Origin of the sequence: Tolypothrix sp. PCC 7712 (assembly GCF_025860405.1) — a bacterium.
Taxonomy (GTDB): Bacteria; Cyanobacteriota; Cyanobacteriia; order Cyanobacteriales; family Nostocaceae; genus Aulosira; species Aulosira diplosiphon.
The window spans coordinates 4,398,777-4,424,982 of record NZ_CP063785.1 but is presented as its reverse complement, the minus strand read 5'-3'; the positions used below and the strand labels follow the sequence as shown (position 1 = coordinate 4,424,982).

Sequence of the window (26,206 nt, the reverse complement as noted above, 5' to 3'; positions counted from 1 at the left end):
TTAGCCGATAAGGCTTGGTATTAAAAAGAAAAAAATACCCTAGAGTTGATACCGAAAAAGCTATTTATTTGGATTATTAATGATTATTCATATTAAGTTAACATAATTTTCCGGATAACATACAAGCAGTTTTGCTCTTTACGATAATTTTGCGATCGCGATCAAAAAGTACCGAACCACAGGCTGTAGCTGATGTATCTCTACTGCTGTGACTGCGGATATATTCTTGGGAACGGGAGTCGATAGCCTCTGCGATCGCGCTGTAAACTTGATTTACCCAATCACTTCCTGTTGTCGTATCTAGATGACGGAGGTGAGTTAGTGCAGCTTCTGCAGTTGGGCTAGCAAAAATTGTTTGTATATCTGGCTGCGACAATCCAGCTAAACTACAGTAGGTACTGAGAATTTCTCTGCGTCCATCAGCAAGATGATGATGGGTATGAAAAATCCCTCCTGCCAATTTCATGAGTTTTCCATGATACCCAAACAATAAGATTTCTTTAACACCCAAATTATCAGCTTCCACTAACATTGGCCCAATCCAGTTAGCTGTTTTTACTAGCTGTTCGGGATTTATACCGATTTGGCGTGCTATATCTAAGCCATTCTCGCCAATACAAAATACCAAACTGTCAAATTGACTGGCTTTCTTTTGTAAATCTGCCAAAAAAGCTGTCAGTTGTTCAGGAGAACTTAAAGGTTGGGAAATTCCTGTAGTTCCCAATAGCGAAAGTCCTTCCACTACCCCAAAAGCCGAGTTAGAAGTACGAGCAGCAAGCGATCGCCCAGCAGGTAAAATGATTGTGACTGTAATTTTTTCTTCTGGTGCTAACAGTCGGCTTAAGTTCTCTTGCAAGAGTTTCTGCGCGTAACCATAAATCGCCGCTTTACCATCAGCATTTAACTGCTTCCCAATTCCTTCTCCTCCTTTAATTATTACCGTCTCCCCTTCTCCTTGGTGCCATTCCACCAATGCCCAAATCGGAGTATTTTTAGTCAGATCGAGATTATCACCCGGATCGCTGCGGGTAATTGCCAAAGCCATGTTGTCTGATAATCCGGCTACCTGTTCAATGGGGATTTCAGTGATTTGCGCTGGTTCAATTAAATCTACTGCTACTACATTGACAGGTTGATGATGACGTAACCAATGTAAAGCTGCAACGGCAGAAGCACAAGCAAAGACGGGAAGAGTATATCCAGAACGGATCATGGGGAAAGTCAACAATAGTTATGAATTCGTAATTCGTAATTCGTAGTTAAGCTAATGCGCGTCTAAATTGCATAACTACTAAATCAGGGCTGTTAACTGTCAACGGTCAACCGTCAACAGTCCTCACGATTAATTGTGCAACTTAAAAGCAGAATAGCTTACAGCAATAGCGAGTCCAAGTTTGCACTATCTCTCTTAGATAGGTTGGGTGCAATTTCCCAATCAAATAGAGACAGTGGCGTTACGCTTAGGGATGCAAACCCCAAACGTAACGACTTGTGAATGAATATTTACGAATTGTAAATTAAATTCCTACTTTTAATAATACAGCTTGCATATCTTCCCAGGATAGGCCTTGTTGAATATAACGAGGCGACTCTGGATTGTAAGGGTTAGCCACTCGATCAATACTGATAATTTTAGCGTCGTCTGGTAGCACAGGAATATCAGGATCAAACGCAGTTGGGCGCATTAAGGAACTAGAAAAGCCTTTAAATATAGCAATTTGGTCTTCCTCGTTGTCAACTTCCACCGTTACAAGTAAGACTTCTTGAGGTCGTTTAACAGTATATTGTTCCAATCGCTTGCCAATGGAATTTTTCATCTAGTCTGACGGCTCAAGGATGAAAGTGAACTATACAGCACTTTTGAAGTAGGTGAGGTACATCATGAGTGATGAGTAATGAGTAGGAAATTTACTTATTACTCATTACTTATTACTCATTACTTTTTTCAATTACTTGCTGTACCTCATACACATCGAATCTGCTGTATATGTATATTTTCCTTCATCCTTGATGCTTTCTGTAATTACTGTTGTGTAGCGGAACGGCCTTGTTTACCTAGCTTAACTAATACAAAGTAGCTTAAGTAGAGAACATAAAAGACTAAGCCCATGATCCCCAAAAAGCCGAGGAACGCAGGTTTACTATTAGCATGGAAATATTCTTTAAAGAGTGATGGGGCTTCTAACCAAACGCGACAATATGGACTTTTGAAGGTAGCCTCGGAAAAAGCACAACCCAAAAAAGGAATCAAGGCGATCGTGCCGAGAATACCATAAATTGTCATTGCCCAACGCCAAGAGGTAAAAACTAATTTTAACGCTCCACTGGCTTGATACTCGATTTCATCATTGAGGTCTACCCAAAACCATAATGAAATAGGGATCAAAATGCGACCCATCAATCCTGAGAGAAAACTAACCCCAAATCCCCCAATCATTAAGTAAACAGTAACCGCTAATATACTCGATACTCGCCAGTAAATCGTTAATAGGCGTTGTATTCCTTCTGCTTTCTGCACAAATGCCCAAATTAACAGAATTAGCGGAATAATTACCATAAAAGTCAACGCTAATCTGAAATCTAACCAAACAAACGGGCGAAACCAAACATTATTTCCCATATTTTTTACCAGAATATAAATCCAACACCATAACTAAGAATCATGACCCATATTGAGGATATCTAATAAGTTATTAACTAGCTAATAACTGTCACATGATAGCTAATAAAAAAACAAGCAACTCAAAGATCCTTAACTTTTATCTTGCACTAGCCTGTAGCTATCTTCGGCAGAGTTTTAACACATACCTGAAGATTAAAGGCAGCTACACCCCCATAAATCCCTAATTTTTAGTAGAAGTTTTTGCTGAGGAACAAAACTTCTTAATTGCTACGCCTCACTATCAATCCCTAATTATCCTTAATTTCAGGATGATTAAATATCAAGTGGCGTAACATTAGGCAGGGGTTGGCGTAAAGGTACAAGATAACCGTAAATAGGTCTTGGTTGCTTGTCTGTCAGAGGAAAAAAATTTAGCAACTCACTTTTTAGTCATCATAAAGACGGCATTCTGCTGCTTCTGGATTGTCGTCACAGTACTGTTCTAAAGAATTTTTTTGTTTATTTTGACGTTGGTGAGAAGCTTCAGCTTGTAATTCTTCGACTGCATCCCAAGCTGCGGCACATTCGGCAGAATTGCTACCTGAGATGTCACAGACAGTACGGGCTTGTTCTACTTCTTCTTGGATTTTTTCTTGAATGTCGCTCATAGCTTTAGTCTCGTTGTGTGGTGTTAATACCAGTATAGAAAAATGTCAAAAATGGCAGTTTTTTGTGCTAACTTCACCATTCTAACCACTGAGCTGTTAAGTTAGTGTTTTAGTTTGGTGATCTATAACTAATACAATAAACGCTGGCAGATATACTAAACCTATATTTATCTTTTAAGATTTTGTATAGCCAGTACTACAAAAGTATAATCATACAATAGATTGCATAAATCTAATAGGGAATAGCAACCCTAGCTTTCTGGAATAGACAGGTCATTGAAGCGAGATAAATTTAATTGCCTTCAATTCTTGTCGGATGAAATTATATCCAGGAACAAAACTCAAAAAAACCAGCCCAACGAGAGAAAAAAGCCTAAAACTCATGGCAGACCAAATGCAGTGGGCAAACGCCCTATCAACCCGTCCTTCTTTGGAAGCAGCAATCACAGAGGTGGTAGAAAGGGCTGTCTCGTCGTTAACAGCGCCTCCGGATCTGGGGCTGGTATTTATTTCGTCGGCGTTTGGTAGTGAGTATTCCCGACTTTTGCCTTTGCTAGCAGAGAAACTTTCTGTACCTGTGCTAATTGGTTGCAGTGGTGGTGGGGTAATTGGCACTACAGACATGGGACAAACCCAAGAACTAGAAGCGGAAGCAGCTTTAAGTTTGACTTTGGCACATTTACCAGGGGTGGATTTGCAAGTCTTTCACGTTGTGGCAGAAGAATTGCCAGATTTGGATAGTTCACCAGATGCTTGGATCGATTTAATTGGTGTCCCACCTTCACCGACACCGCAATTTATTTTGCTATCTGGTTCCTTTTCATCAGGAATCAACGATTTACTACAAGGGCTAGATTTTGCTTATCCGGGATCGGTAACCATTGGCGGACAGGCTAGTGCTGGGGGTATGAGTGGTCGCTTGGCGTTATTTTGTAACGATCGCCTCTATCGAGAAGGTACAGTAGGATTGGCTTTGAGTGGCAATATTGTGCTAGAAACCATTGTGGCGCAAGGATGTCGGCCCATTGGCGAACCAATGCAGGTAACGAAAGCCGAACGCAATATTATTTTGGAACTAGATGAGCAAGTGCCGCTAGTAGTATTGCGGGAAGTGATTGCCAACCTCACCGAAACAGAACGAATGTTAGCACAACATTCTTTGTTTGTCGGTGTAGCAATGGATGGGTTTAAGCCTTCTTTGCAGCAGGGAGACTTTTTAATTCGCGGGATTTTGGGAGTAGATCCTTCAGCTGGTGCGATCGCAATTGGCGATCGCGTGCGTCCGGGTCAAAGGCTACAATTTCACCTACGTGATGCTGAAACTTCTGCCACCGATTTAGAATTTCTCCTAGAACAGTATCAAAGCCAACATCCTGATGAAGCCTCAGCCACCGCCGCTTTAATGTTTGCTTGCGTAGGACGCGGTGAAGGACTATATGGCAAACCCAACTTTGATTCTGAGTTATTTCGACGCTACATCAAAGATATCCCTGTAGGTGGTTTTTTCTGTAACGGCGAAATCGGCCCCGTTGCCGGTAGCACCTTCCTACATGGTTACACCTCAGTATTTGGGATTTGTCGGGCGTTGGATATTTAAAATAGGGGCATGGGGCATTGGGCATTGGGCATGGGGTAATTGGTAATTGGTAATTGGTAATGGGAATTTCTCCCCTTGTCTCCCTCATCCCCCTCATCCCCCTCATCTCCCTCATCCCCCTCATCTCCCTTATCCCCAGTCCCCAGTCCCCAATCCCCAACTCCTCACCTCGGCAACAAAATTGTGCTGTTGTTATCAATCAGAGTAGGAGTACCACTATTAGCGATCGCACCGTATTTTTGAATGTAGTGGCGGACTTTGTGGGGGAACTGGGGAAAGTCTAATAAAGCATCGCCATCGGCAATAGTTGCCCAAAAGTCTCGTAAACTAGGAGCTAGTTCTTTTGCCTGGTCAATGGGCAGGTTTAAGGGTGGTAAAGTTAGTAACTTGATGAGGAAGGGAAAAGAGCGATCGCCCATCCACTCTTTAGATAATTGTTGCAAATTGGGAAAATCTGGTACTGCTTCCACTCTATGAGATAAAATTTGTAACCATTGTCTACCGTAATTATCACGATGGTACTCTAATGTACGATAGGGATGAGGATAGCTAACTAAAGAACCAGTGGTAATATCATATACACCTTCAGAGCAAGCAACATCCTGTACGTGTAAATGCCCAGTAAATACTAAATTTACGTTGTAGCGTTTGAGCAATTGCACTAATTCTCTGGCATTTTCCAACATATAGCGATTTGCCATCGGATGGCGTAATTGATCGGGTAGATGCTCAACTACATTGTGATGCACCATCACCAAAACTAATTCATCTTTGACTTTTGCTAGTACTTCTTCTAACCACTGGAACTGTTGATCATCTAAACGCCCTATTTGCTGACCTTGTTCGTTAAAAGTATTAGAATTTAAGCCAATTAGTCTGACTCCAGGTAGCAACTCAGTTGTGTAATAAGGTTGCTGGGGATTGTCATAACCAAACTTGCGGTAGTAGTAGGGAAAATCAGCAAAGGCGATCGATTGTTCATCAGCCATCAACACAGGAACATCGTGATTTCCAGGTACAACATAGGCAGGAAAAGGTAACTTAGCTAAACGTTGTTGTAACCAAGCATGGTTTTCTGGTTCGCCATGTTGCGTTAAGTCTCCTGGGATTAAGAGAAAATCTAAGTCGAGCTGTGTTAAATGTTCTAATATGCTTTCAAAAGCAGGGATGCTAACTTCCACTAGATGAAAGCGGCTGGGATGATCCCAAATTGTGTGGGTTAGTGCGATATGTAAATCGCTAACTATGGCAAACCGAAAATTTAGAGCCATTGATTTCACGATAGTTTATAAAATTAGGGTTTAAAACAAGCCTTTTCCCAAGAGTATAACTTGTGCTTTGTTAACCTGCTTTGAAGCGTCAAGCCTTAACATTTCTACACATTAATCGTTGCCGATAACTGCATGAGATTTATCTTAAAAATCAGGCATATATGCTATTCAACAGACTGATTTTACCAGAACCATTTTTGCAGATTTAGGGTTGTTGTGGAACCCTTCAAGGTGGTTTTACGTCGCTTGTGGTAGTTATTAGAGTAGAGTAGACACCAAGGATCAAACTTTTCATCAGTCTTTGTGAATATAGTTGATGAGTGTTACTGATGAAAGTCTTACAGCCAGTAGTTCGTATCTCTGTGAAGTCTATAGTAAAAAATTCTCCGATAGAAGAAATACTTTTAATTATGTTATAGATGCAGCCAATGCTGTCCGCTGTTTTTTTTGATGTTTACTAATCACCAATCCCGATATTTTGCTAAATCTTTATTGATTTTTTAGCTGATGAGGCAATTATATCAATGAAATATAAAGTAGATTGTCTGGCATCGGCCATTCATAATGTTAGAGCTATTCAAATATAGATGATAAAGAGCAAACAAATTTTTCAACAAATTGACGTTGCTCTTTTCTCGAGTATTCTTGTTTAAGATAAAATATTGGTTAATTGCTAATTACAATCAGGCAATTACAGCCTTGTTGTTTGAGATCATCGTGTGAAGGAGAATCTATTTTGGCCGCTGTGCGAGTACGTCAACATGTTAATCCCCTTGCCCAAAGGTATCAAAAAGCAATCAGTACTCTTGATTGGGACAAAGTATATACCCAGCCTTACCAACCATTACATTTAGATATTGGCTGTGCTAGGGGAAGGTTTTTGTTGAATATGGCAAAAATAGAACCTGAGTGGAATTTTCTCGGTTTAGAAATTCGAGAACCCTTAGTGGTAGAGGCAAATCATTTATCTACAGATTTAGGATTAACAAATCTCCATTATTTATTTTGCAATGTAAATAAATCTTTACAGCCACTTTTATCTGTCTTGCCACCAGGTATCTTACAACGTGTCACAATTCAATTTCCCGATCCTTGGTTTAAAACTCGCCATGCGAAACGGCGAATAGTGCAACCAGAATTAGTGGCAGAGTTAGCGAATTATTTGGCTGTTGGCGGGGTTGTATTTTTGCAATCAGATATAGAGTTTTTAGCAATAGAAATGCGGAATATTTTTGCCGAAAATCCAGCATTTCAGAAATTGAGTGCTGAAGAATGGCTGACAGAAAATCCTCTACCCGTAGCTACAGAACGAGAAACAGCTACTCAAAACAAAGGTGAGCCTGTTTATCGGGCTTTATTTATCAAAAGAGAAGTAACAACAAATTCCTAATACCATAATCGGCTATAAATAAGCGTTAAATAGTGGGGGATTTTAGATTACATGAAAACTAGAATCCTTTACATAAAATAGGTTGTAAAAATATTTTTGATTTACTATAGACTTTTTAAAAAATTAATAAGTTGGCTGACATTTAATTTGTTACATTATAGCTGACTAGAAACCTAGAGCAGTAATATAGGTTTCTCATACTAGCTTAAAAATAGGATATAGAGACTAGAAACGAGACGCTAGAGAAGAGAATTTTTCATGTTTGGTTGTTACCTTTTCCCATGAGTGGCTAACTTGTAATTTCACATCCCTAACATTCATCAATAACCTCTATAACGCAAATGGGGATACAATACTCTGTATAAATTTAGAGCAATCACTCTTGTGAGGAATAGTATTGCTAGTCATGGCAAAACTTCGCTGTTGAGGTATTCATAGCAAAAGTTTTTTCATGGTTTCTAATCGAGATATTATTTTATACTCATTTCTGAAGCTGAGGGTTGGCAAAGATGACAAAACGATCGCAAATAATCGCATGAAATTTCTGCTCCCAATCCTATCACCGCTAATTGCTATTACATCTGCTCTACTCGTCGGTGCTATCCTCATCCTCCTAGCTGGGGCAAATCCCCTCACTGCGTACACAGCTTTATTCCAAGAATCTCTTTCCAGCTACTTTGGTTTTGGTAACACCCTCACCAAAATGACACCGCTATTGTTCACCAGCTTGGGGGTATTGGTAGCATTACGAGCTGGACAATTTAATATCGGTGGTGAAGGACAAATTTACTTAGGTGCGTTGGGAAGTACTTTAATTGGATTATATGTGCAGGGATTACCTGCTGTAATTCATATTCCTCTAGCAATGTTCGCCGGATTTTTATTTGGTGCGGTTTGGGGTTGGATTCCTGGTTATCTCAAAGCTTTACGGGGAGTAAATGAGGTAATCACTACGTTATTACTAAATTACATTGCCGTAAATTTAGTTAGTTACCTCGTACAGAATCCCTTAATGGCACCAGGCGCGCCTAGTCCTTACTCGCCATTAATAGCCAAGACCGCCCGTCTAGCGATTATACTACCACAAAGCCTCGCCCATGCAGGGATTTTATTAGCTTTACTTGCCGCAGTAATATTGTGGGTGTTGTTAGGGCGATCGCCTTTAGGATACCAAATTACCGCAGTGGGATTTAACCCCATCGCCGCCCGTTATGCTCAAATGTCGGTAGAACGTACCATTATGTTAGTGATGGCTTTAGCGGGAGGTTTAGCGGGTTTGGCTGGTAGTTGTGAAGTAATGGGGTTGAAATATCGGCTATTTGAACAAGTTTCGCCAGGTTATGGATTTGATGCCATTGCGATCGCATTTCTCAGTCGTGGTAGTGTGGTCGGTGTAGTGTTAACTTCGCTATTTTTTGCGGCGCTGCGTAGTGGTGCGAATGTCATGCAACGGAGTGCAGGTGTGCCGGTAACTGTGGTGTACGCTATTCAGGGTTTAGCGGTATTGTTTATTGCGATTAGTTTGGCGGTGGAAAGGGCAATCAGAGTAAAAACGCAGAGTCACGCTAAGGTTAACGCAGAGTAACGCCAAGAAAACTCTGCTTTACGCTTTCCTCAGTGAACCTTGGCGTTTAAAAATAGCTCTATGAATAATCTCAATTTTTTCTCTGATTACTTGGTTGCGACTGTGCGTCTAGCTGTACCCTTGGGATTTGCTGCTTTAGGGGGATTGTATTCGGAACGCTCAGGGGTGTTAAATATCGCTTTGGAAGGTATGTTATTAACTGGGGCTTTTACTAGTGCTGTTGCTACTTTCTACAGTGGAAATCCTTGGCTGGGTGTCATCGCATCTGTGATTGCTGGCGGATTGGTAGGGTTACTCCACGCCTTTTTATGTGTAACTTTGCGGGTTGATCAATTAGTCTCTGGACTAGCAATTAATCTTGTCGCCGCCGGGTTAACATCATTTCTAGGAAGGCTGGTATTTGGCGGTAGTAGTACACAGCAATTACCGGGAATTGGGGCGATAATTACTCCTGGTTTGGCGAATCTTCCCGTGATCGGGGCTTTGTTATTTCAGCAAGATATTTTAGTATATTCACTATTAATATTAGTTATTTTCACAACATATATATTATTTCAAACCAGCTTTGGGCTGACATTACGGGCTGTGGGAGAATCGCCGCAAGCTGCTGATACTGCTGGAATTTTGGTAACAAGGGTACGTTATCTTGCTGTATTCATTAGCGGTTGCCTTGCTAGTTTGGGAGGTGCTTATTTAACCTTGGTACAAGTGAGATTTTTTGCCGAGGGGATGAGTGCAGGTAAAGGATTTATTGCGATCGCAGCTTTAATTTTTGGCAGATGGCATCCTCTAGGTAGTGCTTTGGCTTGTTTGCTATTTGGGGCTACGGAAGCTTTGCAACTGCGAATTCAAGCATTAGGGGCAAATATACCTTACCAATTTTTAGTCATGTTACCTTATGCGATCGCTTTATTCGCATTGGTAGGATTAGCCGGGAAATCAACACCACCCAAAGCATTAGGTACTGCTTACTTTGGAGAAAATCGCCATTCAGATTAATTATCATGGGGCATGGGGCATGGGGCATGGGGCATGGGGCATGGGGCATGGGGCATAGGGCATAGGGCATTTTCCTTATCTTGTGCCAAACAAGCGATCGCCTGCATCTCCTAAACCGGGGATAATATAGCCATGCTCATCCAAATAGTCATCGATAGCAGCCGTATATAAAGGCACATCTGGATGTACCTCACAAAAATGCTTAATCCCTTCCGGTGCAGCCAATAAGCAGACAAACTTAATCGATAACGGATTCGTTGATTTCAAGCGTTCCACCGCCGCCACCGCCGAATTACCGGTTGCTAACATCGGATCGACAACAATCATATCTCGGTGTTCGACATCATGGGGAACCTTAAAATAATACTCCACAGGAATCAGTGTTTTTGGGTCACGATATAAACCCACGTGTCCCACCCTAGCTGAAGGAATTAACTCCAACATCCCATCTAAAATCCCCTGTCCCGCCCGCATAATGGAAACTAACACTAGCTTTTTATCTGGTGCAAGCACAGGCGCATTCATCGCGGCGAGAGGCGTTTGAATCTCTTCATATTTCACAGGTAAATCCCGCGTTACCTCATAAGCCAACAACAAACTAACTTCTTTAACGAGGTTACGAAACTTCGTTGTACTCGTCTCCGCCCGCCGCATCAGTGTTAGTTTGTGCTGAATCAATGGATGTTCAATTAACGTAACTTGATTTGTCATTTGTCATTTGTCATTTGGTAATGGGTAATTGGTAATGGGTAATTGGTAATTAGATGTTGGGTGTTTGTTCCCCCTCATCCCCCTCATCTCCCTCATCCCCAGTCCCCAGTCCCCAGTCCCCTAGAATACCGTGCCATCACTTTCTATTTGTATGGGGGGTATCCCACCTGTTCTGAGTTCAGCAGCAATTTTGCGTCCGGCTGTCCAAGTTCCCCCTTGGAGGATTTTGACTAATGGGAGTTCTTCGCTACTCATACCCAACTTGTCGCGTACTGTCGCCGCAATCAAATCTAGAAGAATCACTGTCAAAGCGCGCCATTCAACGATAATTTCTGATGCTACGGAGTGAGAAGTGCGGAAAATCTCAGGATTTTTCACAGTAATTAATCCCAAATCAACGCATAAACCCCCATTGCGATATTCTGGTAAACCAGTGAGTTGATCTAAACCAGTAATTGTTATACCCAGTTCTTGTAGCGGTTCCAATAAAGAATATGTCAACCACTGAGACAGCTTATGAAAAGGCACTAATCCATCATCATTAATAGCTGGATGTTGCCAAACATCACCTAAATTTACCCCAGCTATCTCTAATCTTCCCGGCCAAATATCACTCAGCCCTTCTAGGATTGCATCTAATACAGTAGTAGCAGCTAACTGTCGATTTTCTGACTTACCCAAGAGATAATTAACTAAATTCCCCGGACGAGGATTGTGATATCCAAATAAATGGGGGAAAGTAACTATGACTTTTCCTAACTTTTGTAATAAATTCAATCTTCCGGTAATTCCCACTAAGGGATTTTCCGCATTGGCTTGGAATCCAGTTGCTAGTTCTGCTTCAGTTAATCTTTGTAAGCGATAAGCATCAGCCTGGGGTAAGCTATTAAGTGCAAAATTGCCTTCACAAAACATCCGGAAACTAGCCACAGCCAAGCCTTCCGAACGACCTAATCTTAAGCCAGTTTCCAGCTCATCATAATGCCATTTATCCCCAGCACCAGCATCTAGCAGCACACTCACAATCGCCAAATCAAACTTAGCCGCCACTTTATCAGCAGGAGATAATCCCACCAACTGAGGATCTAAATTCGCGACTCGCCTTACACCCCCAACTTCAAAATGTCGCCAACGGCTGTGAAAGGGAATATCTAAATTTGGGTATTCTGTGCGGATTACCTCAATCACATAATCCGCAACCTTTCCCAACTGCGTCAAATCGCAAGCAAAATTCTCTGAGTTCCCCTCACATACCCAAGAAAATAATTGCCCACATCTTTCTCGAATCGCCTCCGGAGAACGAAGATATCTCACAATCTCTTCTTCCCCCTCTTCTCTTTGTGTACTTCGCGCCTTCGCGGTTCGTCTATCCACTCTTCACCTCCTGCAAGAGTAAGGATGAAGTTTTATCCTTCATCCTTGATACTTTATCCTTCCAAATCTCGCCCCTTCACCTCACCTAAACTTTCCGCATCTAACACATCACCTGTGGTGTAGTAGCCAGCCGCCTTCTTCGCCTCAATTTCCACCCGTGCATCTTGGGGAATCAAATCCTCTGGGATGGGTACCCGTTCGACAATTTCAATCCCCGCTTGGGTGATGGCGTTGTACTTCATATTACTCATTGATACCATGCGGTCAATGCGGGTAATACCCAACCAATGCAACACATCGGGCATCAATTCTTGGAAGCGCATATCTTGCACACCCGCCACGCATTCTGTACGGGCAAAGTAAGCATCAGCGCGATCGCCTCCTTCTTGTCGCTTCCTGGCGTTGTAAACTAAGAATTTGGTAACTTCTCCTAAAGCACGTCCTTCTTTACGGCAGTAGACAATTACACCCACGCCGCCTTCCTGTGCAGTTTGGACGCAGACTTCAATCCCATGTACTAAATAAGGGCGACAGGTACAGATATCGGAACCAAAGACATCAGAACCGTTACATTCATCATGTACCCGCACAGCTAGCGGTTTATTGGGATCTGCGATCGCAGCTAAATCACCGACAATGTAAACTGTGACACCGCCAATTGGGGGTAAAAATACTTCTAAATCAGAACGTGTCACCAATTCGGGGAACATCCCCCCAGTTTGTTCAAATAAAGCGCGGCGTAAATCTGTTTCTTGAATGCTAAACCGCTTGGCAATTCCTGGTAAATACCAAACTGGCTCAATCGCCGCCTTGGTAACGACCAAATCACCGCCTGGTTTCATAATTTTGCCATCCACCTGCAAGCGTCCCTTATCTACCGCTTCTTGCAGCTCCGGCATATTAATATGAGCCTGAGTAATCGCAATTGTGGGGCGGATGTCATAACCTTGGGCGTAATAAGAGGCAAATACCTCACTAGCTACCGCCCCAAAGGGGTCTAGGGACACAATTTTATCAGGATCAGCCCAACTGGGATGGGGGCCAATATGAGTAACTGGCGAGGTGTTAGTCAAATCGGCGCGATGATCTGACTGTAAAGCCCCGCTAGCCACCGCTAAAGCACGATAGACAGCATAACTACCGGAATGGGTGCCAATCACATTTCGGTGCGCTTGCTTGGTCAAAGTGGCGATAATCGGGCCACGTTCCATCGGCTCGGCTGCGCCCCAATGAATGGGGTTTGGTTTGGGGCCAAAACTATTGGGATGGGATGTGAGAACAATATGCCTGGAAACACTATTTGGCTTTGGCATAGATTACTTGGTTTTTTTTGTGATGTTTTTATCAACTGTTAGTTAACTTGTTTTGTCAACTACCAAAAGTCAGCTGCTATTTTTAAATTTATGATGTCCTAATGACTAATTATCTATAAATTTTACGCTAAAAACCAGTACCAATAGTATTACTGAATACATAAAAAATGTAACACTGAAAACGTTAATTTTGTAACTCTAATTAAGAGAATTTAAAGATGACTTTAAATATGTTTAAGTAGGGATTTTTGTGCGACAGTTGATATATACATACATTTACCTAGACCGAATTTATGGATTCTTTATCTATCAGCTCTTTACTTGAAGATTTGAAAAATTCAGATGCTACAGTCCGGGAACAAGCGACTAAGAAAATCTGGCGCATCTGGTTTCAACAAAAAGGCATTTATGGGCTGGAGAAAATTGACCACAGCCAGAAATTATTGGATGCTGGGGAAACTACTGAAGCTGAAGAAGTGCTAACAAGATTAATTAACGAACAACCAGATTTTGCTGAAGCTTGGAATCGTCGTGCTTTTCTTTACTACAGCATGGGTAATTATCAAAAGTCCTTAGCAGATTGTCAGATGGTTGTGAATCTCAATCCTGTACATTTTGGCGCACTCCACGGTATGGGCTTATGTTATGCAGCTTTAGGTAAATATGTTGAAGCAATTCAAGCTTTTCAGCGTGCTTTAGCCATTCAACCCTATTCACTGGTGAACCAAAAGTTAATTCTGGAATGTACATTCAGAATCAGCTAAAACACCCCAGTAAATAGAGGCCTTATTTTATCCCATGAATCAGCCGCCATCCGCATCAGCAACATTTGATAACCTGAATCGCCGCCAATTTCTTCAGTATGCTTCCTTATGTATAGGTAGTAGCATCGTGAGTGCCTGTGCTAATAGCAACTCTGAAAAAATGACAACTTCTGGGTTAGATAAAGTAACCTTTGGTACAAATTGGTTAGCACAAGCAGAACACGGCGGATTTTATCAGGCGATCGCAACTGGAATTTACAAAAATCACGGTCTTGATGTCACCATTAAAATGGGTGGCCCGCAAGTACCTAGTGGTACCCAGTTATTGATGGGTGGTGCAGTAGATTTTTTCATGGGTTTTGGTATTGATGCTATCAATGCAGTAGCACAAAGCATTCCCAAAATTACCGTAGCAGCAATTTTTCAAAAAGACCCTCAATGTATCATTACCCATCCCAACACAGCAATTAAAACCCTTGCCGACCTCAAAGGCAAACCGATTTATGTATCCGCTGCTGCAAACGTTACTTATTGGCCACTGCTAAAAGCTAAGTATGGTTTTACCGACGCACAAAAACGCCCTTACAACTTCAATCCTGCTCCCTTTTTGGCTGACAAAACCTCAGCGCAACAAGGATATATCACTTCAGAACCATTCGCGGTTGAAAAGCAAGGTGGTTTTAAACCGATAGTGTTTTTACTAGCAGATTATGGTTATCCCACATACGCAACTACAATTGAGACCAAGAGAGAATTAGTAGACAAAAATCCCGACTTGGTAACACGCTTTGTTGATGCCTCAATTAAGGGCTGGTATAGTTACTTAGAAAATCCTCAACCTGGTAATGATTTAATCAAGAAAGCGAATCCAGAAATGACAGATGAGCAGTTGGCTTATAGTCTTACCAAACTCAAAGAATATGGAATTGTAATTTCTGATACTGCAGAAAAACTTGGAATTGGGGCGATGAGTGAGGCTAGGTGGAAATTAGTATTTGACAACATGGTGCTATCTGGAATTACCCAGTCGAATGTTAAGTATCAAGACTCATTTACCCTGCAATTTGTCAATAAAGGTGTAGAGTATTACAAAGTTTGAGGGACTGGGATGAGGAAGCAGAGGGAGCAGAGGAAGCAGGGGAGCAGAGGGGGACAAGGTAAGAAATACTCAATCTCCCATGCCCAATGCCCCATACCCTAAACGAAAAATATTAACCTTGCTGTTTGCAGCAATGGTTGTCATAAGTATTGTCACAGGTCAAAGCTATTCTCTCAACGCAGCTTCATCTGTAGGCAAAGATACACTGACATTGATTACTTCGCCAGATTATCCCCCTTATGAGTTCTATGATACTCAAGGAGGCGATCGCCAAATTGTTGGCTTTGATATTGATATTGCTAAAAATCTGGCGCAAAAACTGGGGTTTAAACTCCAGGTAATGGAATCCGATTTTAATGGCTTAATCCCTGCACTCCAAGCCAATCGCGCTGATTTTGTGATGGCGGGGATGACTCCCACCCCAGAACGCAAGAAAAATGTTGATTTCTCGATTATTTATTACGAAGCTAAAGATACCATTGTCGCCCCGAAAACTAGCAATCTTCAGCAACCCCAAGACTTAGCGGGGAAGAAAGTAGGGGTACAGTTGGGGACTATTCAAGAGCAAAATGCTAAAAAAATAGCTGAGAAAGTTACCGGAATTCAGCTAAAACAACTTAATAAAGTACCAGAAGCCATTCAAGAAATTAAATCTGGGCGAATTGATGCTGCCATTGTGGAAGATACTGTAGCGAGGGGATTTGCCCAAGCCAACCCAGAGTTAGAGTTTAACGTCATTCCTTCTGAAGAAGCCAGTGGTTCGGCGATCGCTTTTCCGAAAAGTTCTCCTTTGGTACAGCCTTTTAACCAAGCTTTGCAACAAATGCAGCAAAAAGGCGAACTCAAGCAATTAGTAACTAAATGGTTCTCCCAAACTACCGCCGCTACTAACGTCTCTTCAGCACCAGCTAAAGGTGGTTTGAATTTAGACTTTACGAGAATCATCCCCGAAATACCTTTTATCCTCAAAGGTATTCCCCTAACGTTATTGTTTACTCTATTCTCAGTATTTCTAGGGTTAATTTGGGGGACAATTCTCTCTCTTTGCAAAATTACGGGAATCAAACCCCTGACTTGGCTAGCTAACGCCTATACCTCTATATTTCGCGGTACACCATTACTATTACAGTTAGCGTTAGTTTACTATGCCACACCCCAACTAACAGGCTATGACATCTCAGCTTTAACAGCAGGAGTGCTAACCTTTACCCTCAACTCTGGCGCTTATATGTCCGAAACCATCCGTGGGGGAATTCAAGCGGTAGATAAAGGACAAACGGAAGCGGCGATGTCTATGGGTGTTCCTTATGGCTTGATGATGTGGGACATTATCTTACCCCAAGCCTTAAAAAACATTCTCCCGGCTTTGGTAAATGAAACTATTGGACTATTGAAAGACTCAGCTTTAGTCTCGACAATTGGAGTAGTAGAAATCTTACGCAGCGCTCAAATTGTCGGTGCAAATAAATATATTTACTTTGAGCCGCTACTGTTTGCAGGGTTTATTTACTATGCTTTAGTCATGGGTTTAACCTTTGGTGCATCGGTTTTAGAAAGGAGGTTAAGACAAAGTGAGTAACGTCTTAATTCGGACAGAATTTTTGTGTAAATCCTTCGGTAAACTCGACGTACTCAAAAATATCTCCACAGAAATTCACCAAGGTGAAGTTGTAGCGATTCTCGGCCCTTCTGGTTCAGGTAAATCTACATTTTTACGTTGCATGAATTTGCTGGAACGTCCCAGCAAAGGTAAAATTTATTTTCATAATCAAGAAATAACTCATCCTCAAATCAATATCGGACAAGTTCGGCAACAATTGGTGATGGTGTTTCAACACTTTAATTTATTTCCCCACATGACAGTGATGCAAAATGTCACCTATGCGCCAATTAAAGTGAAAAAAGTAGATAAAAAAATAGCCGAAAATAAAGCGCTAGAGTTACTCACAAAAGTCGGCTTAGAAGCAAAAGCAGATGTGTACCCATCTAAATTATCAGGGGGACAGAAACAAAGAGTTGCCATAGCCCGTGCTTTAGCAATGGAACCGGAGATGATTCTCTTTGATGAACCCACCTCTGCATTAGACCCGGAAATGGTCAAAGACGTGCTACAAGTGATGCAAAACTTAGCGCAAACCGGAATCACAATGGCGATAGTTACCCACGAAATGGGGTTTGCTAGAGAAGTAGCCAGTCGGATTATGTTTCTCGACCAAGGTATTTTAGCAGAAGACACTACCCCTGGTGAATTTTTCCAGAATCCACAGTGCGATCGCGCGAAGCAATTCTTAGAAAAAATGTTGTAAGTTGGGCGGTGGGTTAAAGATAATTGGCTAGGGCTGTCATTTGTTCTTAGTCATTTGTCATTGGTAAGAGTTTGGTTGATTTTTACCGATTTACTTAGTTTTCAAGGCTTATCTAAATGTCTGATAATTCTCCTTTTGAAAAGGCTGAAGAACTACAGCAATGGTATCAAGGATTAAAAGATGCCAACCGCAATAATATTTTCTGTCATTGTCGTGCTTGTGGTTATGAATGGATGGATTCAAGATTTGATGCTACTTGTACTCAATGCAATAGCCAAGATGTTGAAAGTATTTCTTCTTGGCAATTTCCTGATGATTAAATAAATAGGTTGCGTTATAACGATTCAGCATATTGATGAGGTACAAGAATAAAAAATTAACCGCCGTTCGCGTAGCGTTCCGCAGGAATGGAAGAGGATAAACGTAGATAAATGCGGATAAATTTGTGCTTGTAAATCAACCGCAGAGACACAGAGGACACAGAGTGAAGAAAAATAAAGGTTGAGAAATGCTTGAGAGTGGCAATAGGGTTTACGATAATTAATGCGATCGCAGGCTATTCTCTACCTGTTTCTAATGAATAACCCTCCCGCTATTCAACTCAGCCACATTAGCAAAGTCTACAAAAATGGCACAGTGGCGCTGCAAGACTTAAATTTAACTATCCCAGAATCACAATTTATCAGCATCGTCGGCCCTTCTGGGTGTGGTAAAAGTACAGTCCTCAAATTAATTGCCGGACTAGGGCGCATCAGTTCTGGTACTATTGACTGGGGTTTGTCTCCCCAAGCACGCAAACTCGCCTTTGTGTTTCAAGATGCAGCACTGATGCCTTGGGCTAATGTGAAAGAAAATGTCCGCCTACCGTTAAAGCTAGCGGGAATTTCTCAAAAAGATGCTAATAGTTTAGTGCAGCAAACATTGGCATTAGTAGGATTAGAAAAATCTGAGCGTAGTTACCCCCGTGAGTTATCTGGGGGGATGAAAATGCGAGTATCAATTGCGCGGGCTTTAGTGACGCAACCAAATATTCTCTTAATGGATGAACCCTTTGGGGCTTTAGATGAAATCACCCGCAGTAAACTCAACAGTGACTTACTAGATTTATGGTATCAACACCATTGGACAGTGGTTTTTGTCACCCATAATATATACGAAGCAGTGTATTTATCAAATCGGGTAGTAGTGATGGGGACAAACCCCGGACGGATGATTGCAGATATTGAAATTACTGCACCTTACCCCCGTAGCGAGGAATTTCGTACCTCATCTTTGTATAACGAATATTGTCGCCAGGTTTCCCAATCTCTAGAAATAGCGATGAATTATTCCCCAAAGGTGGCATTTTGAATAAATAAAAAAAGTAAAGAAATAAACCGCATCACGAAATTTCAATAAACCTAAAACCTTCACAAATGACAAATGACTAAAGACAAATGACACCCCTAACGAGTTATCTTTAATTAAAAGCCTTATTTAGAAAAGGATGCTATTTAAACGTCGCCCCAAATTACTATCACCTGATATTTTTGCACCCGTATTAGTGGGGATTTTCGCGTTGCTATTGTGGGATATATTCGTGCGAATTACACAATTACCGCCCTATATTCTCCCTAGCCCCATCTTAGTATTGCAAACCTTAATTAGTGATTGGAATGAGTTGTTCTCATCCTTATTAATTACTCTACAAATAACCATTGTCGCCTTTGTTGCGGCTGCAATTTCTGGGTTATTGATAGCAATATTGTTTACCCAAAGCAAATGGATTGAGCGCAGTTTCTTTCCCTATGCAGTTATTTTACAGACAACGCCCATAGTTGCGATCGCACCTTTAATTATTCTCTGGCTCAAAAACAACACCTTCGCCGCCTTAGTAGTTTGCGCCTGGATTGTCGCCTTTTTCCCCATCGTCTCTAATACTACTTTGGGACTCAACAGTGTAGACCGCAATTTACTTAACTTATTTCAACTCTACAAAGCTTCTCGTTGGCAAACCCTGCTGTATCTCCGCTTACCCAGTGCTATGCCATACTTCTTAGGTGGGTTAAAAATTAGCGGTGGTTTAGCTTTAATTGGCGCAGTTGTCGCGGAATTTGTCGCGGGAACTGGAGGGGAAAAATCCGGTATCGCCTATCGCATTCTCATTTCCAGCTATAACCTGCAAATTCCGCGAATGTTCGCCGCATTATTCTTGACTACGGGGTTGGGTGTGTTAATTTTCGTCAGCTTGAGTGCTTTATCGGACTTTATCTTACGTAAATGGCACGAAAGCGCAGTTGAACAAGAGGATTAACACCTCTGATATTTGATGCTTCAGGTTTAAAACGAGAACGTTCTGAGTTGAAATGAGAATATTCTGGTTTGAAACGAGAATGTTCTGGGTTGAAACGAGAACGTTCTGGGTTGAAACGAGAACGTTCTGGGTTGAAATGAGAATGTTCTGGTTTGAAACGAGAATGTTCTGGGTTGAAATGAGAATGTTCGGGTTCTAAACGAGAATGTTCAGGTTTGAAACGAGAATGTTTCGGTTTCCAGCGAGAACATTGCGGTTCAGAGGCTGAAGTTTGGTGTTTGTCAGTCGAAATGTCACTATTGCAACACCTCTATTGTTATTCTCTGCGCCTTTGCGCCTCTGCGTGAGACAAAAATATCTCTGTAAAATCGAACTGTAGAGAACACAGAGAACGCAGAGGAAGAAGTAAGAGCTAGCTATTGCTGTAATATAGCTTTACAAGGGCTAATTTCTGTGATTTTTCGCTAAGATACCTTAAAGGTGTAACAATTATCTCCACCCTTAGCGAATATGAGTATTGATATTGTAGTGAAAGCACTGAAGAGTCTTGCTAAACCTGCGGCTTCTCTAGTAATTAATCAAGCTCAACGCAATGAAACTGTAGTCAGACTTTTAAAACAATTTAATTTTGACCCAGCACAACCACCCAAAGATATTGACGGTGTTTATGTCTACTCTTTAATTGAGTATGGTGTTGGTAAGCCGGAAGCCATGCTGAATCTTTTTAGGGAAACAAAGATTAAAAAAGCCTTTTGGAGTGCTTATACTGCCAATAATCCTTTAGGTTTTGTCAAGGAAGTAGAAAAGTTTTTGCAGGGAACGGATTTAGAATTTGATATCCGATTGTTGAGAATTGAATTGAGCTCGGAGTTAGAGGAGTTTGGAGAAATATTTATTAATGTTGCTAAAAAAAGCAAAGCTAAAGATTTTGAACCCTTCCCAGAATGGAATTTAGATGAGTATCCCAGGGAATTTAAGTCATTAATTAAAGAAAAAGTTCGCTCATTTTGCGGTCGTCAGTTTGTTTTTGACACATTTAAGCAATTTTGTGATAAAAATCGCAGTGGTTACTTTACAGTGGTGGGTGATGCAGGGATGGGGAAAAGTGCCATCGCGGCTAAATACGTTTGGGACAATAAATCACCATGCTATTTTAATATTCGCTCCGAGGGACGCAATCGACCGGCTCTATTTCTTGAAAGTATTCGCAAACAATTAATTAAGCGTTACCAGTTGCAAAATGTGGACAATGCTAATTTAGCGGAATTACTAGAACAAGTTAGCAGAAAAATGACCGTTAGTGAAAGTCTGGTAATTGTAGTTGATGCGCTGGATGAAGTGGAACAAAAACCAGGGGGGAATCTTTTAGATTTACCAACGGCGCTACCAGAACGTGTCTATTTTCTGCTGACTAGAAGACCATATACTATAGAGACAAAACACTTGTATGCTCCAGATGTCCCGATGGAGGAGCTAGATTTAAGGCGAAGTCAGTATGTTAACTTGAGTCGTGAAGATATCAAGGAGTATATTCGGTTCTTTTTAAATGACGATCCAGACTATAAAAATGCAATTAAGCAATGGATTCAAAACCGCAATATTTCTGATGACGATTTTGTTGAGCAGGTAGCAAATAAGAGTGAAAACAATTTCATGTATCTGCGCTATGTTTTGCCAGGAATTGCTAAAGGTGACTATGATGACCTGAGTTTAAAGCAATTACCCGCTGGTCTGCAAGATTATTATCAAGTCCATTGGCAGCGCATGGGGATAGATGAAAAACCCCAAGAAATAAAGGTATTTATTCTGTTTATTTTAGTGGAGATTGGTACACCAATTCCTTGTGAAATGATAGCGGCAATTACCGAACAGGATGAATATGATGTGCAATCAGTTTTATATGAGTTGGTTGAGTATTTGAAGTTGCAATATTTAGAAGGAGAAATCTGCTACAGCATCTATCATGCTAGTTTTTTAGACTTTTTAAAAGCAAAACGGGAGCTAAACCCTAAACGGAAGCCATTTCAAGAGATTAATCAACGCATTGCTGACTACCTTGTAAGGAAGATGGCTTGAGATGGGAGAATTTGCTGACAAGTTAGCGGCACAAAGTCCCGCTTTTCAACGTGCTTACTTGGGTAGTTTAGTACCCAACTTGGTGAAGTCGGAAAATTTAGAGAAGTATTACCAGACCCTGACTGATTTTGATTTTTTGGTGGCGAAGCTTCACCATCCTGAGTTTGGGATGCAACGACTAATTGAAGACTATGATTTGATTGATCGTGAAGAGACATTAAATTATTCAAAATACAACTCTGAGAAAGTCAGATGTCTCAAATTAATTCAAGGTGCATTGAGACTATCAGCCCATATTTTAGTCACAGATAAGCAGCAATTAGCAAGTCAATTGCACGGACGGTTACTACATCAAAAAATGCCCAATGACATTCGCTTATTTTTGGCACAAATTAAGCAAAAGACAACTACTCCTTGGCTATGTCCCTTGACTCTTAGCTTAACGCCACCAGGCGGACGCTTACTTCGTACCCTTAAGGGTCATACTAACTCAGTAAGTTCCGTTGCCATCACCTCCAATGGGCAACAGGTGATTTCTGCTTCTCATGACAAGACCCTCAAAGTCTGGAATTTGGCAACCGGGGAGGAAATATTCACTCTCAAGGGTCATTATTTTTCGGTAAATGCTGTCGCCATCACTCCCAATGGACAACAGGTGATTTCTGCCTCAGATGACAAAACCCTCAAAGTCTGGAATTTGGCAACTGGGGAGGAACTATTCACCCTCAAGGGTCATCATCAGTGGGTAAATACTGTCGCCGTCACCCCCAATGGACAGCAGGTGATTTCTGCCTCAGATGACAAAACTCTCAAAGTCTGGAATCTAGCAACTGGGGAGGAATTATTCACCCTTAAGGGTCATCATTCTGCGGTCAAAACCGTCGCTGTCACCCCCAATGGACAACAGGTGATTTCTACCTCAGATGACAAAACCCTCAAAGTCTGGAATTTGGCAACTGGGGAGGAATTATTCACCCTCAAGGGTCATAACTCTTCAGTAAATGTCGTCGCCATCACCCCCAATGGGCAACAGGTAATTTCTGCCTCCCATGACAAAACCCTCAAAGTATGGAATCTGGTAACTGGGGAGGAACTATTCACCCTTAAGGGTCATTATTCTTGGGTAAATGCAGTTACAATTACCCCCAATGGGCAACAGGTAATTTCTGCCTCCCATGACAAAACTCTCAAAGTCTGGAATCTGGTAACTGGGGAGGAACTATTCACCCTCAATGGACATTATTTTTCGGTAAATGCTGTTACAATCACCCCCAATGGGCAACGAGTGATTTCTGTCTCAGATGACCAAACTCTCAAAGTCTGGAATCTGGTAACCGGGGAGGAACTATTCACCCTTAAAGGCCATTATTCTGCGGTCAAAACTGTCGCTGTTACCCCCGATGGGCAACAAGTGATTTCTGCCTCCCATGACAAAACTCTCAAAGTCTGGAATCTGGGAATGGGGGAAGAAGTATTCACCCTCAATGGTCATAATTCTTTAGTAAATGCCGTCGCTATTACTCCCAATGGACAGCAGGTGATTTCTGCCTCCCATGACAAAACTCTCAAAATCTGGAATCTGGGAACGGGGGAGGAACTATTCATCCTCAAGGGTCATAATTCTGCGGTCAAAACCGTCGCCATCACCCCCAATGGGCAACAAGTGATTTCCACATCCGGTGACAAAACCCTCAAAGTCTGGAATCTGGCAACTAGAGAGGAACTATTCACCCTTAAGGGTCATAGTAATTCAGTAAGTGCCGTCGCCATCACCCCCAATGGACAACAGGTGATTTCTGCCTTCCATAACAAAACCCTCAAAGTTTGGAATCTAGCAGATGGAAAAGAACTATTTACCCTCAAGGGTCATTATTCTTCGATAAAAACCGTCGCCGTCACCCCGAATGGGCAACAGGTGATTTCTGCCTCAGATGACAACACCCTCAAAGTATGGAATCTGGCAGATGGAAAAGAACTATTCACTCTTAAGGGTCATAACTCTTCAGTAAATGCCGTCACCGTCACCCCGAATGGGCAACAGGTGATTTTTGCCTTCCATAACAAAACCCTCAAAGTATGGAATCTGGCAGATGGAAAAGAACTATTCACCCTCAAAGGTCATTATTCTTCAGTAAAAACTGTCACCGTCACCCCGAATGGGCAACAGGTAATTTCTGCCTCAGATGACAACACCCTCAAAGTATGGAATCTGGCAGATGGAAAAGAACTATTCACTCTTAAGGGTCATAACTCTTCGGTAAATGCCGTCGCCGTTACCCCGAATGGGCAACAGGTGATTTCTGCATCTAATGACAACACTATCAAAGTGTGGAATCTGGCAACTATGAAGGTCATTGCCACTTTTACGGGAGAAAGTTACATCTCTTGCTGTGCAGTTGCACCTGATGGCGTGACAATTGTGGCAGGGGAACAATCAGGAAGGGTGCATTTTTTGCGGGTTGAGAAAACGGTTAGTAATTCTTAATTTGTAATGGGCTGGCCCCGCTTTGCTAACGTAATTCGTAATTAAGAAATTATGCAGCATCTGACTGACCAAGGATTTTGTTGACGCTAATATTAACATTGGGGAAGGCTTTAATTGACAAAATACTCAAAGCCCAGAAATGAAAAGGAATTACATTATTCAATTACTAGAGCAGTTAAGTATTAATTACCGCAATACTAAACAAGAACGCCAAGAAATTGCTGCTTTCTATGCTAGCTCTGAAGAAGAATTTACACTTTTAGAAGAAATCGAACTATTAACAGTAGATATCAGAGGTTACGCCAGTCAAATCCAAGCGCGAGGTCGAATTGAAAATACACAACAGGCTATGGATAAATTGCAAAATATGCGAATATTTGATATTTCAGTGATTGCTCAGTTTTATTTTGCTAATCTTCAAGCATACAGACAAATTAAAGCCTATTTGCAAATGTTAGATTACCTGCGCTTATTGATTATTGAGTATCTGCAACTAAACCAACAATCACAACCGAAAGTTGTTTAGGTTATATTGATCAGCTACACCATAATAATTATGAACTCACCACCCAAACCACCCAATACAATCAATTCCAGAGGACATCCCACAGAGTTTGAGCCAATTATTCAAGCCAAAAGCCATAATTTTATCGGTCGTGAATTTGTATTTACGGCGATTCATGAATTTCTTCACCGTTATCGCCAGGGTTACTTCACCATCACAGGCCCACCCGGTAGCGGTAAAAGTGCAATTCTCGCCAAATATGCCACAGATAATCCTCATGTTGTCTATTACAACGTTGAACTTGAGGGTAAAAATCGCGCTGAGGAATTTATTAGCAATATTTGCACCCAACTGATAGAGATTTTTGCTATTGATAACTTACCTGTAGAGACTTTCAACATCACATCTCTACATCAGTTAATTCAGCAAATCAGCGATGAGTTAGAACCTCAGCAAAAACTCATCATTACTATTGATGGATTAGACCGCATTGACCGCAATAGTCAATCTCCTGGTACAAATTTATTTTATCTTCCCCGCTATCTCCCAGATGGGGTTTATTTCCTCCTCACCCGCCGACCTTTTTTGAGAGAGAAATCGGGTTTATTAATTGAAACACCATCCCATATTCTTAATTTAGCAGACCACTCAGAATCAAATCAGCAAGATATCCAAACATATATTCAACAATATTTAAATCATGAAGACATAAAACCTTGGCGAAATCATCATCAAATCAACGAGCAAGAATTCTGCACCAGCCTTGCTGCTAAATCAGAAAATAATTTTATGTATATCAGCCAAATTTTAGCTGCTATCTCTGAGGGTTTCTATCCAGAATCTTGGCAATACAATCAAATCCCGCCTGGTTTAGAAGCATATTATCAACAGCATTGGCAAAAAATGAAGGCTGCAAATCAAGATGAGGAATTTAGCCAATCTGTGTTGAAAGTTTTAGTTCAGCAACAGCAGCCCATCTCTGTAGAAGCAATTGCCGAAATTCTCAATGCAGATGAATTTGATATAGAGGAAGTGTTAGAAAATTGGTTTGAGTTTTTAACCCATCAGCAAATATCAGGTGCAGAATATTACAGCTTTTATCATACAAATTTCTGTAAATGGTTAGCCAATAAACTGGAAACTTAAAATTAATTTTTAAATTCTTATT

Annotated in this window: 23 protein-coding genes; 15 read left to right on the top strand and 8 right to left on the bottom strand. The window is 41.3% G+C overall.

What is annotated here, in order from left to right; genetic code table 11:
- Positions 1-97: 97 nt before the first annotated feature.
- From cbiD to HGR01_RS18280, 4 genes are all read right to left on the bottom strand, one after another.
- Entirely contained in the window at positions 98-1,210 is a 1,113-nt protein-coding gene (gene cbiD, locus HGR01_RS18295; RefSeq protein WP_194007837.1) for a cobalt-precorrin-5B (C(1))-methyltransferase CbiD, read from the bottom strand.
- A gap of 307 nt (positions 1,211-1,517) precedes the next feature.
- On the bottom strand, positions 1,518-1,817 hold the full coding sequence (locus HGR01_RS18290; RefSeq protein ID WP_045867468.1) for a hypothetical protein: 300 nt from the start codon (positions 1,815-1,817) through the stop codon (positions 1,518-1,520).
- 206 nt (positions 1,818-2,023) lie between these two features.
- The gene (locus HGR01_RS18285; protein ID WP_045867467.1) at positions 2,024-2,620 is read right to left on the bottom strand and encodes a DUF3177 family protein; all 597 of its coding nucleotides are present in this window, start codon (positions 2,618-2,620) and stop codon (positions 2,024-2,026) included.
- A gap of 428 nt (positions 2,621-3,048) precedes the next feature.
- Positions 3,049-3,270 (bottom strand): Calvin cycle protein CP12, encoded by a 222-nt coding sequence (locus HGR01_RS18280; RefSeq protein WP_045867466.1) that lies wholly within the window; start codon positions 3,268-3,270, stop codon positions 3,049-3,051.
- A 382-nt stretch (positions 3,271-3,652) separates the two neighbouring features.
- On the opposite strand from HGR01_RS18280, the gene HGR01_RS18275 reads away from it, so the two are divergent.
- Positions 3,653-4,867: an FIST N-terminal domain-containing protein gene (locus HGR01_RS18275; protein WP_045868773.1), complete on the top strand. Its 1,215-nt coding sequence runs from the start codon at positions 3,653-3,655 to the stop codon at positions 4,865-4,867.
- Positions 4,868-5,031: 164 nt separating this feature from the next.
- Here the strand turns inward: HGR01_RS18275 and HGR01_RS18270 are convergent, their stop codons facing one another.
- Positions 5,032-6,138 (bottom strand): metallophosphoesterase family protein, encoded by a 1,107-nt coding sequence (locus tag HGR01_RS18270; RefSeq protein ID WP_045867465.1) that lies wholly within the window; start codon positions 6,136-6,138, stop codon positions 5,032-5,034.
- A 736-nt stretch (positions 6,139-6,874) separates the two neighbouring features.
- Between HGR01_RS18270 and trmB the strand changes: the two genes are divergently transcribed.
- The 3 genes from trmB (at position 6,875) to HGR01_RS18255 (ending at position 10,112) form a co-directional block, all read left to right on the top strand.
- Positions 6,875-7,528: a tRNA (guanosine(46)-N7)-methyltransferase TrmB gene (gene trmB / locus HGR01_RS18265; RefSeq protein ID WP_045867464.1), complete on the top strand. Its 654-nt coding sequence runs from the start codon at positions 6,875-6,877 to the stop codon at positions 7,526-7,528.
- Between the two features lie 535 nt (positions 7,529-8,063).
- Complete coding sequence (locus HGR01_RS18260) at positions 8,064-9,113, top strand: ABC transporter permease (protein ID WP_045868772.1); 1,050 nt, start codon at positions 8,064-8,066, stop codon at positions 9,111-9,113.
- 60 nt (positions 9,114-9,173) lie between these two features.
- Complete coding sequence (locus HGR01_RS18255; protein ID WP_045867463.1) at positions 9,174-10,112, top strand: ABC transporter permease; 939 nt, start codon at positions 9,174-9,176, stop codon at positions 10,110-10,112.
- A 75-nt stretch (positions 10,113-10,187) separates the two neighbouring features.
- On the opposite strand, the gene upp is transcribed toward HGR01_RS18255, so the two are convergent.
- The 3 genes from upp to HGR01_RS18240 all read right to left on the bottom strand — a co-directional run bounded on the left by upp (position 10,188) and on the right by HGR01_RS18240 (position 13,510).
- A complete protein-coding gene (gene upp / locus HGR01_RS18250; RefSeq protein ID WP_045867462.1) occupies positions 10,188-10,823 on the bottom strand; it encodes a uracil phosphoribosyltransferase in 636 nt (211 codons plus the stop codon).
- Between the two features lie 120 nt (positions 10,824-10,943).
- A complete protein-coding gene (locus HGR01_RS18245; RefSeq protein ID WP_045867461.1) occupies positions 10,944-12,197 on the bottom strand; it encodes a URC4/urg3 family protein in 1,254 nt (417 codons plus the stop codon).
- A gap of 53 nt (positions 12,198-12,250) precedes the next feature.
- Positions 12,251-13,510: a GTP cyclohydrolase II gene (locus tag HGR01_RS18240; RefSeq protein ID WP_045867460.1), complete on the bottom strand. Its 1,260-nt coding sequence runs from the start codon at positions 13,508-13,510 to the stop codon at positions 12,251-12,253.
- A 293-nt stretch (positions 13,511-13,803) separates the two neighbouring features.
- On the opposite strand from HGR01_RS18240, the gene HGR01_RS18235 reads away from it, so the two are divergent.
- The 11 genes from HGR01_RS18235 (at position 13,804) to HGR01_RS18185 (ending at position 26,184) form a co-directional block, all read left to right on the top strand.
- Entirely contained in the window at positions 13,804-14,274 is a 471-nt protein-coding gene (locus HGR01_RS18235) for a tetratricopeptide repeat protein (RefSeq protein WP_045867459.1), read from the top strand.
- Positions 14,275-14,308: 34 nt separating this feature from the next.
- Positions 14,309-15,373 (top strand): ABC transporter substrate-binding protein, encoded by a 1,065-nt coding sequence (locus tag HGR01_RS18230; protein ID WP_045867458.1) that lies wholly within the window; start codon positions 14,309-14,311, stop codon positions 15,371-15,373.
- Positions 15,374-15,452: 79 nt separating this feature from the next.
- Entirely contained in the window at positions 15,453-16,952 is a 1,500-nt protein-coding gene (locus HGR01_RS18225; protein WP_096621637.1) for an ABC transporter permease subunit, read from the top strand.
- Complete coding sequence (locus HGR01_RS18220; protein WP_045867457.1) at positions 16,945-17,679, top strand: amino acid ABC transporter ATP-binding protein; 735 nt, start codon at positions 16,945-16,947, stop codon at positions 17,677-17,679. Before HGR01_RS18225 ends, HGR01_RS18220 begins: the two co-directional genes overlap by 8 nt.
- Positions 17,680-17,795: 116 nt before the next feature.
- On the top strand, positions 17,796-17,999 hold the full coding sequence (locus tag HGR01_RS18215; RefSeq protein ID WP_045867456.1) for a hypothetical protein: 204 nt from the start codon (positions 17,796-17,798) through the stop codon (positions 17,997-17,999).
- Between the two features lie 256 nt (positions 18,000-18,255).
- Entirely contained in the window at positions 18,256-19,029 is a 774-nt protein-coding gene (locus HGR01_RS18210) for an ABC transporter ATP-binding protein (protein WP_045867455.1), read from the top strand.
- Positions 19,030-19,165: 136 nt separating this feature from the next.
- Complete coding sequence (locus tag HGR01_RS18205) at positions 19,166-19,972, top strand: ABC transporter permease (RefSeq protein WP_045867454.1); 807 nt, start codon at positions 19,166-19,168, stop codon at positions 19,970-19,972.
- Positions 19,973-20,482: 510 nt separating this feature from the next.
- The gene (locus HGR01_RS18200; RefSeq protein ID WP_045867453.1) at positions 20,483-22,048 is read left to right on the top strand and encodes an NACHT domain-containing protein; all 1,566 of its coding nucleotides are present in this window, start codon (positions 20,483-20,485) and stop codon (positions 22,046-22,048) included.
- A 1-nt stretch (position 22,049) separates the two neighbouring features.
- Entirely contained in the window at positions 22,050-24,533 is a 2,484-nt protein-coding gene (locus HGR01_RS18195) for a WD40 repeat domain-containing protein (protein WP_045867452.1), read from the top strand.
- A 139-nt stretch (positions 24,534-24,672) separates the two neighbouring features.
- Positions 24,673-25,059 (top strand): hypothetical protein, encoded by a 387-nt coding sequence (locus tag HGR01_RS18190; protein ID WP_045867451.1) that lies wholly within the window; start codon positions 24,673-24,675, stop codon positions 25,057-25,059.
- Positions 25,060-25,089: 30 nt separating this feature from the next.
- Positions 25,090-26,184, top strand: a complete 1,095-nt coding sequence (locus HGR01_RS18185) for an AAA family ATPase (RefSeq protein WP_045867450.1) — start codon at positions 25,090-25,092, stop codon at positions 26,182-26,184.
- The last annotated feature ends 22 nt before the right edge of the window (positions 26,185-26,206 follow it).